Origin of the sequence: Amycolatopsis sp. NPDC059657 (genome assembly GCF_042734395.1) — a bacterium.
Taxonomy (GTDB): Bacteria; Actinomycetota; Actinomycetes; order Mycobacteriales; family Pseudonocardiaceae; genus Amycolatopsis.
Genome location: NZ_JBHWEB010000180.1, coordinates 1 through 13,854, shown reverse-complemented (window position 1 = coordinate 13,854; position 13,854 = coordinate 1). Strand labels below are relative to the sequence as shown.

At 67.8% G+C, this 13,854-nt stretch carries 15 protein-coding genes; 9 read left to right on the top strand and 6 right to left on the bottom strand.

All coding sequences use genetic code 11. The annotated features are described in order from the left end of the window. Positions 1-26: 26 nt before the first annotated feature. Complete coding sequence (locus ACFV15_RS45375; RefSeq protein ID WP_378359351.1) at positions 27-1,214, bottom strand: cytochrome P450; 1,188 nt, start codon at positions 1,212-1,214, stop codon at positions 27-29. Between the two features lie 130 nt (positions 1,215-1,344). Here ACFV15_RS45375 and ACFV15_RS45370 point away from each other — a divergent pair, with 130 nt between their 5' ends. From ACFV15_RS45370 to ACFV15_RS45350, 5 genes are read left to right on the top strand one after another with little or no spacing between them, the layout of a single operon-like run. Continuing rightward, positions 1,345-2,328, top strand: coding sequence for an aminotransferase class I/II-fold pyridoxal phosphate-dependent enzyme (locus ACFV15_RS45370; RefSeq protein ID WP_378359349.1), 984 nt, complete (start codon positions 1,345-1,347; stop codon positions 2,326-2,328). After that, positions 2,325-3,311, top strand: coding sequence for a polyprenyl synthetase family protein (locus ACFV15_RS45365; protein WP_378359347.1), 987 nt, complete (start codon positions 2,325-2,327; stop codon positions 3,309-3,311). The genes ACFV15_RS45370 and ACFV15_RS45365 overlap by 4 nt, the downstream gene beginning before the upstream one ends. A gap of 2 nt (positions 3,312-3,313) precedes the next feature. Beyond that, entirely contained in the window at positions 3,314-4,216 is a 903-nt protein-coding gene (locus tag ACFV15_RS45360) for a UbiA family prenyltransferase (RefSeq protein ID WP_378359345.1), read from the top strand. Then, entirely contained in the window at positions 4,209-5,816 is a 1,608-nt protein-coding gene (locus tag ACFV15_RS45355; RefSeq protein WP_378359344.1) for a prenyltransferase/squalene oxidase repeat-containing protein, read from the top strand. The genes ACFV15_RS45360 and ACFV15_RS45355 overlap by 8 nt, the downstream gene beginning before the upstream one ends. After that, a complete protein-coding gene (locus ACFV15_RS45350) occupies positions 5,813-7,063 on the top strand; it encodes an FAD-dependent oxidoreductase (protein WP_378359343.1) in 1,251 nt (416 codons plus the stop codon). Before ACFV15_RS45355 ends, ACFV15_RS45350 begins: the two co-directional genes overlap by 4 nt. Positions 7,064-7,078: 15 nt before the next feature. Here ACFV15_RS45350 and ACFV15_RS45345 read toward each other — a convergent pair whose 3' ends face one another. Continuing rightward, positions 7,079-7,552 carry a PhzA/PhzB family protein gene (locus ACFV15_RS45345; RefSeq protein ID WP_378359341.1) on the bottom strand — a complete coding sequence of 158 codons (474 nt, stop codon included), beginning with the start codon at positions 7,550-7,552 and terminating at the stop codon, positions 7,079-7,081. 70 nt (positions 7,553-7,622) lie between these two features. Here ACFV15_RS45345 and ACFV15_RS45340 point away from each other — a divergent pair, with 70 nt between their 5' ends. Beyond that, positions 7,623-8,459: a PhzF family phenazine biosynthesis protein gene (locus ACFV15_RS45340; RefSeq protein WP_378359340.1), complete on the top strand. Its 837-nt coding sequence runs from the start codon at positions 7,623-7,625 to the stop codon at positions 8,457-8,459. 6 nt (positions 8,460-8,465) lie between these two features. Here ACFV15_RS45340 and ACFV15_RS45335 read toward each other — a convergent pair whose 3' ends face one another. The 4 genes from ACFV15_RS45335 to ACFV15_RS45320 are packed head-to-tail and all read right to left on the bottom strand — an operon-like array spanning position 8,466 to position 11,867. Continuing rightward, positions 8,466-9,083, bottom strand: a complete 618-nt coding sequence (locus tag ACFV15_RS45335) for a pyridoxal 5'-phosphate synthase (protein WP_378359338.1) — start codon at positions 9,081-9,083, stop codon at positions 8,466-8,468. Beyond that, positions 9,074-9,394: a hypothetical protein gene (locus tag ACFV15_RS45330; protein WP_378359336.1), complete on the bottom strand. Its 321-nt coding sequence runs from the start codon at positions 9,392-9,394 to the stop codon at positions 9,074-9,076. Before ACFV15_RS45330 ends, ACFV15_RS45335 begins: the two co-directional genes overlap by 10 nt. Continuing rightward, positions 9,391-11,247 (bottom strand): anthranilate synthase family protein, encoded by a 1,857-nt coding sequence (locus ACFV15_RS45325; RefSeq protein ID WP_378359335.1) that lies wholly within the window; start codon positions 11,245-11,247, stop codon positions 9,391-9,393. The genes ACFV15_RS45330 and ACFV15_RS45325 overlap by 4 nt, the downstream gene beginning before the upstream one ends. Then, entirely contained in the window at positions 11,244-11,867 is a 624-nt protein-coding gene (locus ACFV15_RS45320) for an isochorismatase family protein (protein WP_378359333.1), read from the bottom strand. Before ACFV15_RS45320 ends, ACFV15_RS45325 begins: the two co-directional genes overlap by 4 nt. 262 nt (positions 11,868-12,129) lie before the next feature. Here ACFV15_RS45320 and ACFV15_RS45315 point away from each other — a divergent pair, with 262 nt between their 5' ends. Genes ACFV15_RS45315 through ACFV15_RS45305 form a run of 3 tightly spaced genes read left to right on the top strand, consistent with a single transcriptional unit; the run spans position 12,130 to position 13,824 of the window. Then, complete coding sequence (locus tag ACFV15_RS45315; RefSeq protein WP_378359331.1) at positions 12,130-13,143, top strand: methyltransferase; 1,014 nt, start codon at positions 12,130-12,132, stop codon at positions 13,141-13,143. Positions 13,144-13,149: 6 nt separating this feature from the next. Next, positions 13,150-13,428 (top strand): hypothetical protein, encoded by a 279-nt coding sequence (locus ACFV15_RS45310; protein WP_378359329.1) that lies wholly within the window; start codon positions 13,150-13,152, stop codon positions 13,426-13,428. A gap of 6 nt (positions 13,429-13,434) precedes the next feature. Beyond that, positions 13,435-13,824, top strand: a complete 390-nt coding sequence (locus ACFV15_RS45305; protein ID WP_378359328.1) for a hypothetical protein — start codon at positions 13,435-13,437, stop codon at positions 13,822-13,824. Positions 13,825-13,854 lie beyond the last annotated feature (30 nt).

Below are 13,854 nucleotides of genomic sequence, written 5' to 3'. Positions count from 1 at the left end.
CTCACGACCCGGGGTCCGCCGGGGTGCTACCAGGTGATGGGGAGTTCGTGCAGGCCGTAAACGAACATTTCGTCCCGGAACGGAAGTTCCTCCAACGGCCTGGCAAGTTCCAGCGTGGGAATGCGCTCGACCAGTGTCCGGATGGCGATCTGGATTTCTACGCGGGCCAGTGACATCCCCAGGCACTGGTGCGGGCCGAAGCCGAAGCCGAGGTGCCTGCCGTCGCCCGCGCGGTGGATGTCGAACTTCGCCGCATCGGAAAAGACCTTTTCATCGCGGTTGGCCGCGGGCAGGTAAAGGATCACGTTCTCGCCCGCGGTCAGTGCCTGGCCGCAGATCTCGACGTCTTCGGTCGCGATCCGAGACAGTCCACTTTGGACAACCGAGACGTAGCGGAGCACCTCCTCCACCGCGCCGGTGATGAGGCCAGGATCGGCCCTCAGCGCCGCGAGCTGGGCCGGGTGCTGGGTGAGCGCCGCGACACCGAGGGAGATCGTGCCCGCTGTGGTCTCGTGCCCCGCGATCAGCAGAAGGACCGCCATCAGCACGAGTTGCTGACGGGACAGCTCACCTGCGCTTTCCCGTTCTGTGACCAGCGTGCTGATCACATCGTCCCCAGGAGCGGCCGCCTTCCGATCGGCAAGGTCGCTGAGGTAGGCACCGAGCTCGGCCAACGCGCCGGCCGCCTCCTCGGCGCTCGAAGCCCAGCTCATGATCTTCCGGGTGCTGGCCTGGAACAGGTCTGCGTCCTCGTACGGCACGCCCAGCAGCCTGCTGATGACCAGCGACGGGACGGGCAACGCGAATTCGGTGACCAGGTCCGCGGGTGGGCCCAGCGACAGCAGCCGATTCACGTGGTCGTCGGTGATCCGCTGGATCTCCGGCCGCATTGACTCGGCACGCCGGACGGTGAAGTTGCGGGCCAGCATCTTGCGCAGGCGGGCGTGCTCGGGGTCGTCCATGCGTATGAAAGTGGACACCTGGGCGTTGACACCCGGCGCGAACTGGATAAAGCCATCTCGGGTGCCATCAGCACTGAAGCGCCGGTCGGCGAGGATCGCCCGGATGTCGTCGTAGCGGGTCACCACCCATGCGGTGGTGCCATTCCACATCCGCACCTTGGCGATGCCAGGTCCGTCACGGATGTCCGAATAGTCGGGGGCCGGATCGAACGGGCACCCGGTCCGCACCGCGGGATAGGCCGGAAGTGACATTCCGCCTCCTTTGACTTGTCTGCAATTGGCTACCATCCTGCACACAGCAATTCCTCAATTCGGCAGCCGCCGGGAGTTTTCGTTAAATCGCGCATGGTCGACTTCGCGAACAGGGACGGATACTCTGCCGATGAATCAGGATTGGCATCGTGCCGCGTTAGGCGGACCGGCGCATGATTTCTTCCGGCTGTCGCTCAACGAGAGTCCCTTTGAGCCGCTTCCCGGCGTTGCGCTTGCCGTCGCGGATGCCGTGCTGAAGGCAGGCCGTAGCCCTGATCCGCTGTGTACGGAGCTCTCGGCGGCGATCGCCGAACAGCTTTCCGTCGGGGTGGAGAATGTCCTGGTCGGTGCCGGTTCGTCAGCAGTGCTGCAGGGACTGTTCCTGCTCAGCGAAGGCAAGGTCGTGCATCCGTGGCCCTCCTTCGAGATGTATCCACTGATGGCAGGCGCGAAGGCGGTTCCGGCGGCAGTCGATCTCGAGGCGCTCCGCGCGGCCGTTGACGAGACAACCGGGCTGCTGGTGCTGTGCAATCCGAACAACCCCACCGGAACCAGATGGCGCACCGAAGAGCTCGAACGTGTGTTGAGCGGTCTTCCCGATGACGTCACCGTGGTGCTGGACGAGGCGTACCGGGAGTTCGGTGACGAGTGCGCCGACGGGGTCGAGTTGTTCCGCACCGATCCCCGCGTGTGTGTCGTGCGCACGTTCTCCAAGGCGTACGGGCTGTTCGGGTTGCGGGTGGGATACGCGATCGCGGCCCCGGAGTTGATCGGACGACTCCGGATGACCTTGCTGCCGTTCTTGGTGAGCAGCGCCGGCCAGGCTGCCGCTCTCGCCGCGTTGAAGGCAGAGGTCGAGATGCGCCGTTCGGTCGCTCAGATCTGTGCCGAGCGGGACGCGATGCGCGCCTCGTTGCTCGAACTGGGCTGGGAGATACCTCGCAGCCACGCCAGCTTTCTCTGGCTGCCCGGCGAGGGTGAGCCGCTGGTGGCATTCCTCGCGGAGCGAGGAATTCTCGTGCGTGAGGTGGCAAGCCTCGGAGTGCGGATCAGTGTCGGTACACCGGAGCAGAACAAGAGTCTGATCGAGGCCATGAGGGAGTTTCCGGCATGAGCGTCGTACTGGAGACTCCGCAGCAGTCATTGCGCCTGGTGCAGCAGGAACTCGAGCTACGCTGGTCCGTCAGCCAGGACCGCTTGGACGAGATGTCCCAGCACGCCTTGTTGCCCACAGGGAAACTGCTCCGGCCGCTCCTGCTGCTGGAGTCCGCGGCGGCGGTCGGCGGGGACCGTACGAAGGTGCTGCCCGCCGCGCTCGCCGTGGAATACCTGCACGGCGCGTCCCTGATCCACGATGACATCATCGACGGTGACCGGATGCGCCGTGGCCGGCAGTCCGTGATGGCCCGATACGGTGTCGAGGACGCCATCGTGACAGGCGACAGTCTTTTCATGATGTCGGTGACGGCGCTCGCCGAGTGTGCGGAGCGTGGCGTGCCCGCCGCCGCGGTCGTCACCGCACTGCACCTGCTAGGTACTGCCGGCGTACTTCTGTGTCGTGGCCAGATCGCCGAAAGCCAGCAGCAAGGCGTACTCGACATGGGGGTGTCCGCTTACCTCTCGATGATCGATTGGAAGACCGGCGCCCTGTTCCGGGCGGCGTGCGTGACAGGGTGCGTACTGGGGGAAGGCTCGGTGGCGCAGCGGAAAACCCTTGATCTCTATGCCCATCACGTCGGGAACGCGTTCCAGATGTACGACGACCTCCTGCCGTACCTTCGGGAAATCACGACGACGGGCAAGTCGGCCGAAAGCGATCTGGCCAACGGACGGCCGACTTTTCCGGTACTGGTCGGGTACGAGATGGCGGACCGCGTGCGGCAGGCCGAGATTTCCGCCTTGCTGCGCGGTGGATCAGCCGACGCGCTGGACCGGATGAGCGAGCTGCTGCACGGAATGGGCGCGATCGAGCGAGCAAGGCGGTATGCGACAGAGGAGGCCCATCGAGCGATCGACGCACTGGCCGGTCTCCCTGTCTCACCGAGCACCGAGTTTCTCGCTTCGGTCGCCAGGCTCTGCGTCGACCGGGACTGTTAGCGATGGTGTCGGCACACGTGCAGACCTGGCGGCCGTACACGCTCGCCTATCCCGGCCTGGTCGGTATGGCCGGAGCGGCGCTGCCACCCGGCCAGCCCTCCTGGGCCCAGCTGGCACTCGCCTGGGCGGCCGCGACTCTCGGCTGGGTTTCGGGCCACTACCTCGGGGACTACTTCGACCGGGAACTCGACGCGATCAGCAAGCCTCAACGGCCGATCCCCTCCGGCCGGTTGCCCGCGCGTACGGCCCGGTCGACCGGGATCGGGCTGGCCGGTCTCGTTTTGGCCACCCTGCTGGTCGTGAACTGGCGGGTCTCGTTGCTGGCGCTGCTCACGGTCGTCGTGATGGTGTCGTACGGCGCGTTCCTGAAAAGCCATGGCCTGTACGGCAATTTCGCGCGCGGTACCGCGACGGGACTCGCACTGGTGTGTGGTTCCATGCTGACCCATCCCGTACCACCACCCATGACGATGCTCGCGGCTTTGGCGTTCCTGTGCCACGACACGGCTTCGAACCTGGTGGGCACACTTCGCGACATCGACGGCGACGAGCGCGGCGGCTACCTGACTTTCCCGGTCCGGTACGGAGTGCGAGCCACCGTGCGCCTGGTCGCGATCCTGTACACGGCGGCAGTCGTCATGGTGTTCGCCGTCGTGCCGGATTCCGCGCTGCTCTTTGGTGCGGCGGCCTTCGGTGTCGCCTCGTTGTGGACACTTCGGACGGTATCGCCCGGTCGCGCGCTCCGCGCACACGAACTGCTCGTGATCGAGCGGCTGCTGCTGGCCGCCGCGCTGCTCCCACCGAAGATCGGATTCATCGTGCTGATACCCGCGCTGGCGCTGACACTGCCTACGCAGCGCCGGATGCGTGCGCCGTACGAGTTCCCGGAGGGACACCGTGCCTGAGATCGACCCGCTGGGCAACGGCATCGAGCGGGCCGCCGCCGCACTGTTCTCGGCGATCCGCCCGGACGGGGTGATCCGCACCGACGCCGACTGGTCCTCCACAGTGTCGACCGCGGCAGCGGTCATCACGCTGTTCCTGACGGACCCGGACGCAGGTGAACTGGTGCGGGCAGGTTCGACCTGGCTACGCGAGGCCCAACGCGCCGACGGCGGCTGGGCCACGGTTTCCGGTGTGGACAGCGAAGTGCTGCCGACCGTCATGGCCACGGTCGCGCTGCACGTCGCAGGCCGCCGGGCGCCGGATCCCGCCGTGCTCGCCGGACGGGCGTGGCTCGACCGCTACGGCGGTCTCGACGCCGTGCCGAGCAAGGCCGTCAGCGCGCTCTGCAAGTTCTTCCACTCGCTGGCGGGCTGGCTCGAACCCGAAGCGGTACGGAGCATTCCGACCGCGTTGTTCCTGTTCCCGTATTGGGCACGGCGGATGTTCGCGGTGATGCTCCCGGTGGCCGCCGCGCTCAGCCTCAAGCCGGCTGCCCGCGGCCTGGCCGCACGGCGCGCGGTCTCGGTGATCCGCCAGATGCACGAACACGAAGGCGGCACTGGTGAGCTGGGCGGCGATCCATGGCCCGCGTCCATGATCTGCCTCGGGCTCGCGCGCGGTGGGCAGGCACCGGAGGTGGTCGACGCGATCAGGCGGCGGCTGATCGCGACCGTCAATCCGGACGGGTCCTGGGACATGATGCCGCTGGACATCACCTGGTCGGTGTTCGCCGCCGCCGGGCTCGAGGAGGCCGGCTACGGTGACGATCCGCGGCTGGCGCGCACGATCGCGATGCTGCGGTCCCGCCAGGGCATCCAGCCGTTCACCGCCTTCGCCAGCCCGCCTGGGTATTGGAGTTACGGAACCGGGCACGGCTGGCCGATGGCGCTGGAGACGGCGGAGGTCACCGCGTTACTGGCCCGGTTGTCGCGAAAGGACCATTCGGTCGCGCGAGGCGCGGCCTGGCTGACCGGACAGCAGGACCGCCGTGGCTCATGGAGCCTGTGCGTGCCCGAGACCGTCGCGCCCAACATCGGCGCCGACCCTTTCATCACCGCACAGGCCATCGGCGCGTTGCTCGATTCCGGTGTGGACAGTGGTGACCGGCGCGTCCGGCGCGCGGTCGGCTGGCTGCACACCCAGCAGGACGGCGATGGCCGGTTCGAGGCGATGTGGTACCGCAACCACACCGCGGGCACCGCAGTGGTGCTAGAGGCGCTGGCGCGCGCCGGCGGCGAGACGGCCGGCCCGAAACGATGGCTGCTCACCACTCAGCGCCCGGATGGATCGTGGTCGGACGGCGGACAGGGAAACCCTGGCACGGTCGAGGAAACGTCATGGGCGTTGCGCGCGCTCCTGCAGGCCGGCCTGCCCTCCGCCGATCCCGTCGCGATCCGCGCGGTGCGCTGGCTGCTCGACGCCCAGTCGCCCGACGGCACCTGGCCCGCCGCTCCGGTGAGCGAGTGGATCCGCAACTGCTATCGCTACTTCAACACCGCGATCACCAACGGCCTCGCGCTGCGCGCGCTCGGCGCCTACCGGAAGGCGGCGGCCGGATGACCGACGTGTTGGTCTGCGGCGCGGGAGTCGCGGGGCTGGCCACGGCGTGCGCGCTGGGGGCACTGGGCCTGCGGGTCGTGGTGGTGGACAAGCAGCCGGGCATCCGCCCGGTCGCCAAGGGCGAAGTGTTCCAGCCGTCCGCGTTGCCGGCGCTACGTTCCTGGGGCGCGCTTTCCCGGCTCGACGAGCAAGGCGCGCTGCGGCTTTCCCGGCTCGTCACCAGCGACGAACGCGGAACGCCCCTGCTCGCCATCGACTACGGCGACCTGCCCGAGGGCAGCAGGCACCTGCTCGCCCAGGACTACCCGGGCATCCTTCACGCATTCGGCGACAGCCTGCCGTCCACGGTCTCCCTGCGCCGCGACACCGTCGTCGGCGAACTCACCATGAGCGACGGCCGGGTCGACGGCGCGTGGCTGACCGAGAACGGCAGGCGGTACCACGTACGGGCCGGGCTGGTCGTGGCCGCTGACGGCGTGTCCTCGACGCTGCGCAAGGCCATCGGAATCACCGGCCTCCGGCACGCCTACCCCCACCGGCTGGCCACCTTCGAAGTCACCGCTTCGACCGCGATCGAGGCGTTCACCGCCTATCGGAGCCCGCGGGGACTGCGGCTCGTCTATCCACTTCCCGGCCATCGCGTCAGGGTATACGCCCAGGTCGAACCACACGAGCTGCGCGGCACTGACAGCGCACGGTCCTGGTACGACGGTCTCGTGTCGGAGGTTCCGGCGCTGGGCTGGCTGAGCGACGCACTGCCCGCGACCCCGAGCAGGCCCCAAGTGCTTCCGGTGTCACGCTTTCTCGCGGAAAGGCTGACCGCGCCAGGGCTGGCACTGGCAGGCGACGCCGCGCACGTCGTGCACCCCATGGCGGCCCAAGGACTGGGCTGCGCGATAGCCGACGCCTGCGCGCTGGCGGACCGGCTGGCCGAGCACTACGGCGACGCACCGAACTTGGCGAGCGCCGTCGACAGAGCACTGCCCGCCTACGAGGCGGACCGGATGCCCGCGTTGGCTCACAACCAGCGGATGAGCCACCGGGCCGCCCGGCTCATCACGGCCACCTCGCCCCTCGCACGCGGGCTCGGCGGCCGGGCACTCCGCCGCACCGCTGCCAACCCCCGGCTGCTGCACCTGATGGCCTACAACATGTCCGGCCTCGGCATCCAACCTTTCTCCGCCGTCGACCGGCTGCGTCAGTTCGGGCTGCTACCACATGACCGCCTGCCGATACCCACGCGATGAAGCCGGTCCCCGTCATCACGTGGGGATTCCGCCGCGGTTGATGGTCGGTACCTCGATGCCCAGTGCTCGCAGCTGGTTGAAGGGGTTCATGAACTCGCGCTGCTTGGAGATGCGGCCGTCTTTGAACTCGAATGAGTGAAGAAAGTGGTTCCGGTAGAGCCCTGGAGCGTAACCGGGGTAAAGGATCTGGCCTTCACCGTCGCACTCTGCCCAGAAGTGCGACGGGTTCTGCGTTTCGAAGACCTGGATGTTGAACCACGTCCAGTCGGGGAACATGCGCAGTGACCATTCACCGTGCGCTTTCAGCTTCTCGTGCCCGGTGGACACGACCGGTTCGGTGGTGTCGGCGGTGTAGAGTCCCGCGCTGCCGTCCTTGGCGAAGAGCAGGTACCGGTCGAGCCGGGTTTCCCCGGTCCGGCTGAGGTAGTCCTCGACCACGGCCCGATTCTGCTTCCGGATTTCCGCGCCGTCAGTGAACGAGTTTTCCATTGTGGACCTTCCTGTGGAATGTGGAGCATGGGCTTGCTTTTCGACAGACCCACACAATACTGTGCGGCTCATGCACGATTACGTGATCGTCGATGTTTTCACCGACACGCCGTTGCGCGGAAACCCGGTCGCCGTTTTCTTCGATGGCACTGATCTTCCGGGTGAAAAAATGCAGCTCATCGCGCGGGAACTCAATCTGTCCGAGACGACTTTCGTGCTGCCGCCGCGTGCGGGCGGTGACGTCCGGGTGCGTATCTTCACCCCGGTGAACGAGCTGCCGTTCGCTGGCCATCCCACCCTGGGCACCGCGATCGCGCTGGGCGACTCGGCACCGTCGGACCGTCTGCTGATGGAGACGGGCATGGGCGTGATCCCGTTCGAGCTGACTCGTGTCGGCGGCCGGGTCGTCTCGGCGCGGATGCGTCAGCCGAACCCGGTGTGGGAACCGTACGCGCGGGCCGAGGAGGTGCTGAAGGCGTTGGAGCTGACGTCGTCGGTGCTGCCGGTCGAGGTGTACCGCAACGGCCCGCGGCATGTCTTCGTCGGGTTGCCGGACATCCCGGCGCTCTCGCGGGTGCGGCCCGACCTGCTCGCGCTCGCGCACCACCCGGACGTCGCGGTCAACTGCTTCGCCGGATCGGGCCCGACGTGGCGGCTGCGGATGTTCTCGCCCGCTTACGGAGTGGCGGAGGACGCCGCGACCGGTTCGGCGGCCGGGCCGCTGGCGGTGCACCTGGTGCGCCACGGGCTGGTGGCGCCCGGGACGGAGATCGAGATCCACCAAGGCGTCGAGATGGGACGTATGTCCACTATGTACGCCACCATGCACGGCGCCCGGGACCGCGTGGACACGGTGGACGTTTCCGGGTCCGCGGTACTCGTCGCCAAGGGTGTTTTCCACGTGTGATCCCGGCTAGGGCTGCAGCCGCACGGCGGCCCAGCCCGACTCGGTGAGGTCGTAGCGCAACCGCCGGTACAGCCGGTCGGCGCTGCTTTGCCAGAACTCCACGTGAGTGACGACGAGTTCGTAGGCGACCCAGTGGCCGGGCCGCGGCACCGGGCCGCCCTCGGCGAGTGCCTCGGCACGCGCCGGCAGGTCACGCGCGTCCCCGAGTGGTTCACTTTGCCGGGTCACCGCCGACATGGCGTTCGCGGCGACGGGACGCCCAGCCCACAACTCGTCGGCGACGGCGTCACCCGCGTCATGGGCGTGCCCGCCGAAGGTGACCTGCTGGTTGGTTTCGCGCCAGTATGCCACTCCCGACCAGCGTCCGGCGTCGGCGATGTCGCGGCCTTTGCGGCTACTGGCGTGAGTGGCGAAGACCAGGCCTCGTCCGGTGAACCGGCTGAGCTGGATCATCCGACTGGTCGGCTCTCCGTCCGGGTTCACGGTCGCCAGCGCGATCGCGCCGGGTTCACGCACGCCCCGGTCCGCGGCCGTGGTGAACCAGTCCCGCAGCAGCGGCAGCGGGTCGCGTGGCGGCTGGGCGAACTCCGGGCCGATCCGCGCGTGTGCGGCGTTCACTGCCATGGCCGATCTCCTTCCGGAACGGCTGGGCCTGTCACGAGTGCCTCGACATCGCCGACGAGCCGCACCGTCGGCGGGCGGCCGATCAGCGCCGCCGCCCTGTTGGGTGGCAACGGCAGGCGGGCGTGGTCGGCGCTGGCGAAGACCATGACCGCGCCCCACCGCCCCGCCACCGGATCGGAGAACCAGAACTTCGAGACCAGGCCGGGTATCGACGCCCAGTCCTCCACACCGTCGCGGTGCAGCGCCGTACGCAAAGACGCGACTGTCTGCGTGGATCCGGCGAGGTCCCACCAGGCGATCACGGCCTTCATGGCTGCAGTACCGGGGCGACCGGCAGCACGGCCGCGAGCAGCCTGCTCATGATGCCGGGCCCGTCGGCGGTCAGCACGGATTCGGGATGGAACTGCACGGACGCGAAAGCCCTGCCACGCAAGGCATGTACCTCGCCGGTGCTCGGATCACGGCTGATCTGGATCGGGCCGGCCAGCGGGTGGGCGTCTTCGTCGCACGCACTGCCCGCGACGAAGGTGTTGTAGAAGCCGACGGTTTCTCGCTGGCCGAACAGGCTTATCTCACGCTGCACGCCTTGGTTCGGCGCCGGGAGCCGGAGCAAATCCAGTCCGAGCATGGAACACAGCACCTGGTGGCTCAGGCACACGGCGAGCAGTGGCTCGCCCCGGCTGAGCCGCGAGAACACCACACTCCGCAGATGCGCGATCTTGGGGTGTGCGACATCGCGAGGATCGCCGGGGCCAGGCCCGAGCACCACGAGGTCGTAGCCGTCCGCCGAATAGTCGTCGTCGAAACGCCGCACGGTCACCCGCAATCCGAGCGCCCGCAACTGGTGGGCGATCATGGAGGTGAACGTATCCTCGGCATCGATCACGAGTGCCCGCTTACCGACGTCGGGACACGGGTCGCCACCGGTGAACCAGAACGAGCCGAGGCGATTGTTGCGCCTAGCCAACGCGGCCTCGACCTCAGGATGCTCCCGCAACGGCAGCGGGCGGTCTTGCAGTGCCGAGAGCAGTGCCGCGAGTTTGGCCCGGGTCTCGGCGACTTCCGACACCGGGTCGGAGTGACGCACCAGCGTCGCACCCACCCCGATTTCGACATGGCCTGCCGGGTCGATCTCCGCGGTCCGGATGAGGATGGCCGAGTCCATGCTCTGCCTGCCGGACTCGTCGTTGCCGATGAGGGCGGCGACGCCGCTGTAGTAGCCGCGGGCGCGGCGTTCGTGTCGTTTGATCACCCGGCACGCGTTCTCGACCGGAGAGCCGGTGACCGTCGGCGCGAACATCGTCTCGCGCAGGATCTGACGCACGTCACTGTGGGAACGGCCCTCGATGAAGTACTCCGTGTGCGCCAGCCGCGTCATCTCCTTCAGCCGCGGGCCGATCACCCGGATGTCGCCGTCGCACACGCGCGACATCATCTTGAGCTCCTCGTCGAGCACCATGTACAACTCGTCGATCTCCTTGCCGTCAGCGAGGAACTCGAGCACTCCGGACACCGTCGGCCCGCCGGCGGGATACCGGTACGTGCCGCTGATCGGATTCATCGTCGCGACACCGCCTGCGAGGCTGACGTGCCGCTCGGGGGTGGCTCCGACGAACGTCCGGTCACCGGTGTGCAGCACGAATGTCCAGTACGCGCCGGCCTCCTGCTCGCACAGCCGCCGGAAGAAAGCGAGCGCGACCGCCGGGGCGTAGTCCTCGATCTCGGCGAGGAACGCTCGCCTGATCACGAAGTTCGCGCCCTCGCCCTCGCCGATCTCGCTGGTGATCACCTTCCGCACGATGTCGGCGTAGGTGGTGTCGTCGAGGTCGAACCGCGTGCCTGACAGCTCGATGGGCCGGGTGGGCAGCCGGTCGAGCACGTCCACTTTGGACAGCACCGCGTAGTCGCGTACCCGCATGACCAGCAACGGCGCCTCGTCGTCGACGCACTCGAGGCCACGCTCGCGGACCTGCCGGTACGGGACCACGGCCAGCGTCCGCGGGCCGGGGCCCGGATCCCCGAGCGGGATGTCGGCGAGCGTCGGCACCGACGAGACTTCACCGACGAGGACTTCCAGCCGCGAGGGGCCGGTCGTGTGTGGCCGGTGCAGCACGGCGAACGGCAACTCGGGCGTGGCCAGCACCAGGTCCAGCAGGTCGGTCATGACAGCACCTCGCCGGTCTCCAGCACGACGGCGCAGCACGCCGCCGCGTAGCGCAGGGCCATCGCGTGGTGGTCCTCGGAGAAGTCGGCGATCGCGTCGGCGACCAGGAACGGCTCGATGTCGTGGGTGAACGCGTCCACCGCGGTCATCAGCACACCCACGTGGGCGTAGATGCCGCAGATGACCAGCTGATCGCGGCCCGATTCGCGCATCCGGTCGAGCAGATCGGTGCGGTGGAAGGCGCTGTAGCGCCACTTCGTGAGCCGCCAGTCGCCCGGTTCGGGCGCCAGCGACTTGACGATCTCGCGGTCGGCGGGATCGACTCTCATGCCCCTGCCCCAGAACTCCTTCAGCAGCCCACGGTCCACTTCGGACATCCCGCCAGGCTGAGCGGTGTAGGCGACCGGGATGCCCGCGGCCCGGCACCGCTGGTGCACGGTCGTTGCGTTGCGCACCAGCTCCTCCGACGTCGGCGCCGGGATCGGCCGCAGGAAGTACCGCTGCATGTCGTGGACGAGGAGAACGGCGCGGTCGGGATCGATCTTCCACGAGGCCACCGAGGGCGGCAGGTCGGCGCCCGCGGGCAACCGGTAGGGAGCGATGGTCGGGATGCCGGTCATACGGGTCCTTCCATGTCATAGTCGTGGTGAACCGCGAATACTTGCCAGACCAGTCGCCTGCGCCCGTCTCGAGCCATCACGCGAAGATGTCAGTTCATGCTCGGGGAGCGTTTTCTGCAATCCGTAAAGTGCCTAAAAAAGTCCTCATCCACCGAAGATTCCGCATATTCACGAAAGAACACGCGACTATTGCCAAGGGCGTTGACCTGGGTTTCCGCTCGCCACTAGAACAGCTGGAGCCCGTCAGTGGGGCCGGAGGAGGATGGCAGTCGTGAAGGTCGACTTGAAGGCAGCTCAGGAAGTAGTCGATGTGATCACCGGCGGATGGCGCGCTCAGTGCCTCTACACCGCCGTCAAGCTGGGCATCCCCGACCTGATCGGCGCCGGGCGGAACACCGACGACGAGCTCGCCGCCGCGACCGGCGCCCAGCCCGAGGGTATCCATCGGCTCATGCGGCTGCTCGTTGCGATGGGGGTGTTCGAGGGTGACGGCGCCACGGGCTACCGCGGCACGCCGGTCAGCGACCTGCTCACGGACACACCGGATTCCCTCAGGGAAATGTGCCTGCTTTACGGCGAAGAGTTCTACACCGCATGGGGACACGCCTCCCAGTCGATCTCCACATTAACGGCAGGTTTCGAAATAGAATACGGCGAACCGCTTTATCAACATCTCAGTGGCAATGCCGAGCTCAGCGAACGATTCCAGCTCGCGATGAAGGCTGGCAGCCTGTTCTTCGACTACGTGCCCGAGGCCATCGACCTCGCCGGCAAGACGTTCGTCGACGTCGGTGCCGGACCAGGTCAGCTCACGGCCGCGATACTCGCCGCCGTGCCCGACGCCCGCGCGAAGGTACTGGACCGTCCGCACGTCATCCCGGTGGCCGAGCGGAACCTGCGATCCACGGTCGGCCTCGATCGGGTCGAACTGGTCGGCGGTGACATGACCGAGTCCGTTCCCGAGGGCGGTGATGTCTACTTCCTCTGCCGCGTGCTGGCAGGGTGGAGCGATGACGCCGTGGTCGGAGTCTTCGCGAACTGCCTGGCGGCGATGGCGGGTTCACCGTCGCGGCTGATCATCCTCGAACGTGTCGTGACCGACGAGTCGCCGACCGTACTCCCGTCGCTGTGGGACCTGCACCTGCTGATGACCAACGGAGGCAGGCACCGCACCCTCGAGAAATACACCGAGCTGCTTGCCCGTGCCGGGTTCGCGGTCGAGAAGGTCACGGCCCTGCCGGCCGAGACTACGGCGATCATCGCCGTTCCCCGGTAACGGCCGATGTGCGGATTCACGGGCTGCTCCTTCGACGGCAAGGAAAAGAGCCTGCTTCGCCACGCGACGGCGCACGTGGTCCCGCGCTCGGCGCAGGCGCGGTTGAAGGCATCGTGTCCGTCCACACAGGACCCGGCGGACAACCTGATCGACCGCCACTGGGCCGAGCAAGCCATCGGCCTCGATCCGGCGGCGACCCCGTCCAGCGTGCGCCGGGGCGTCGACCGCATCCTCGACCTGTACCACTGGCACGACCTGTACCGGCCCACGTTCGAACTCACCTGACCGGCCATGGACCCCGCGATCAAGGCCGTGGCCGGATTCATCACCGTCATTCTCGCCGGCGTCGTGGTGATCACGGCTTCGTCGGGAAGCCCTGACACGGACATCGCGGTACGGGTGACCGTGCCGTCGGGCGCGCAAAGCCTCTATGCCTACCGAGGATCCGCACCGGGGCCGGTCAGCGACTGGAGCCATTGCTTCCCGCTGAACGGCGACGCGGGAACGAGGACGCCGACTTTGCCCGCGAGCCCTGGCCAGCGCCACTGGAACTTCCTCGCCTACGCGGCACCGGGGTGCCCGGTGAGCGGCGGCGACGAGCCGTTCGCCACCGCGCGGAACATCACCGCCCCCACCGACCTCACCACCTGGTCGGTCGTCCTGCGCCCGCGGCGGTCGTGAGTGTTGCCGACGGTTCTAGCCGTCGGGAAC

Coding starts and splice junctions, on each gene's coding strand:
- ACFV15_RS45375 (WP_378359351.1), bottom strand. CDS start 1,214: ATGTCACTTCCGGCCTATCCCGCGGTGCGGACCGGGTGCCCGTTCGAT.
- ACFV15_RS45370 (WP_378359349.1), top strand. CDS start 1,345: ATGAATCAGGATTGGCATCGTGCCGCGTTAGGCGGACCGGCGCATGAT.
- ACFV15_RS45365 (WP_378359347.1), top strand. CDS start 2,325: ATGAGCGTCGTACTGGAGACTCCGCAGCAGTCATTGCGCCTGGTGCAG.
- ACFV15_RS45360 (WP_378359345.1), top strand. CDS start 3,314: ATGGTGTCGGCACACGTGCAGACCTGGCGGCCGTACACGCTCGCCTAT.
- ACFV15_RS45350 (WP_378359343.1), top strand. CDS start 5,813: ATGACCGACGTGTTGGTCTGCGGCGCGGGAGTCGCGGGGCTGGCCACG.
- ACFV15_RS45345 (WP_378359341.1), bottom strand. CDS start 7,552: ATGGAAAACTCGTTCACTGACGGCGCGGAAATCCGGAAGCAGAATCGG.
- ACFV15_RS45340 (WP_378359340.1), top strand. CDS start 7,623: ATGCACGATTACGTGATCGTCGATGTTTTCACCGACACGCCGTTGCGC.
- ACFV15_RS45335 (WP_378359338.1), bottom strand. CDS start 9,083: ATGGCAGTGAACGCCGCACACGCGCGGATCGGCCCGGAGTTCGCCCAG.
- ACFV15_RS45330 (WP_378359336.1), bottom strand. CDS start 9,394: ATGAAGGCCGTGATCGCCTGGTGGGACCTCGCCGGATCCACGCAGACA.
- ACFV15_RS45325 (WP_378359335.1), bottom strand. CDS start 11,247: ATGACCGACCTGCTGGACCTGGTGCTGGCCACGCCCGAGTTGCCGTTC.
- ACFV15_RS45320 (WP_378359333.1), bottom strand. CDS start 11,867: ATGACCGGCATCCCGACCATCGCTCCCTACCGGTTGCCCGCGGGCGCC.
- ACFV15_RS45315 (WP_378359331.1), top strand. CDS start 12,130: ATGGCAGTCGTGAAGGTCGACTTGAAGGCAGCTCAGGAAGTAGTCGAT.
- ACFV15_RS45310 (WP_378359329.1), top strand. CDS start 13,150: ATGTGCGGATTCACGGGCTGCTCCTTCGACGGCAAGGAAAAGAGCCTG.
- ACFV15_RS45305 (WP_378359328.1), top strand. CDS start 13,435: ATGGACCCCGCGATCAAGGCCGTGGCCGGATTCATCACCGTCATTCTC.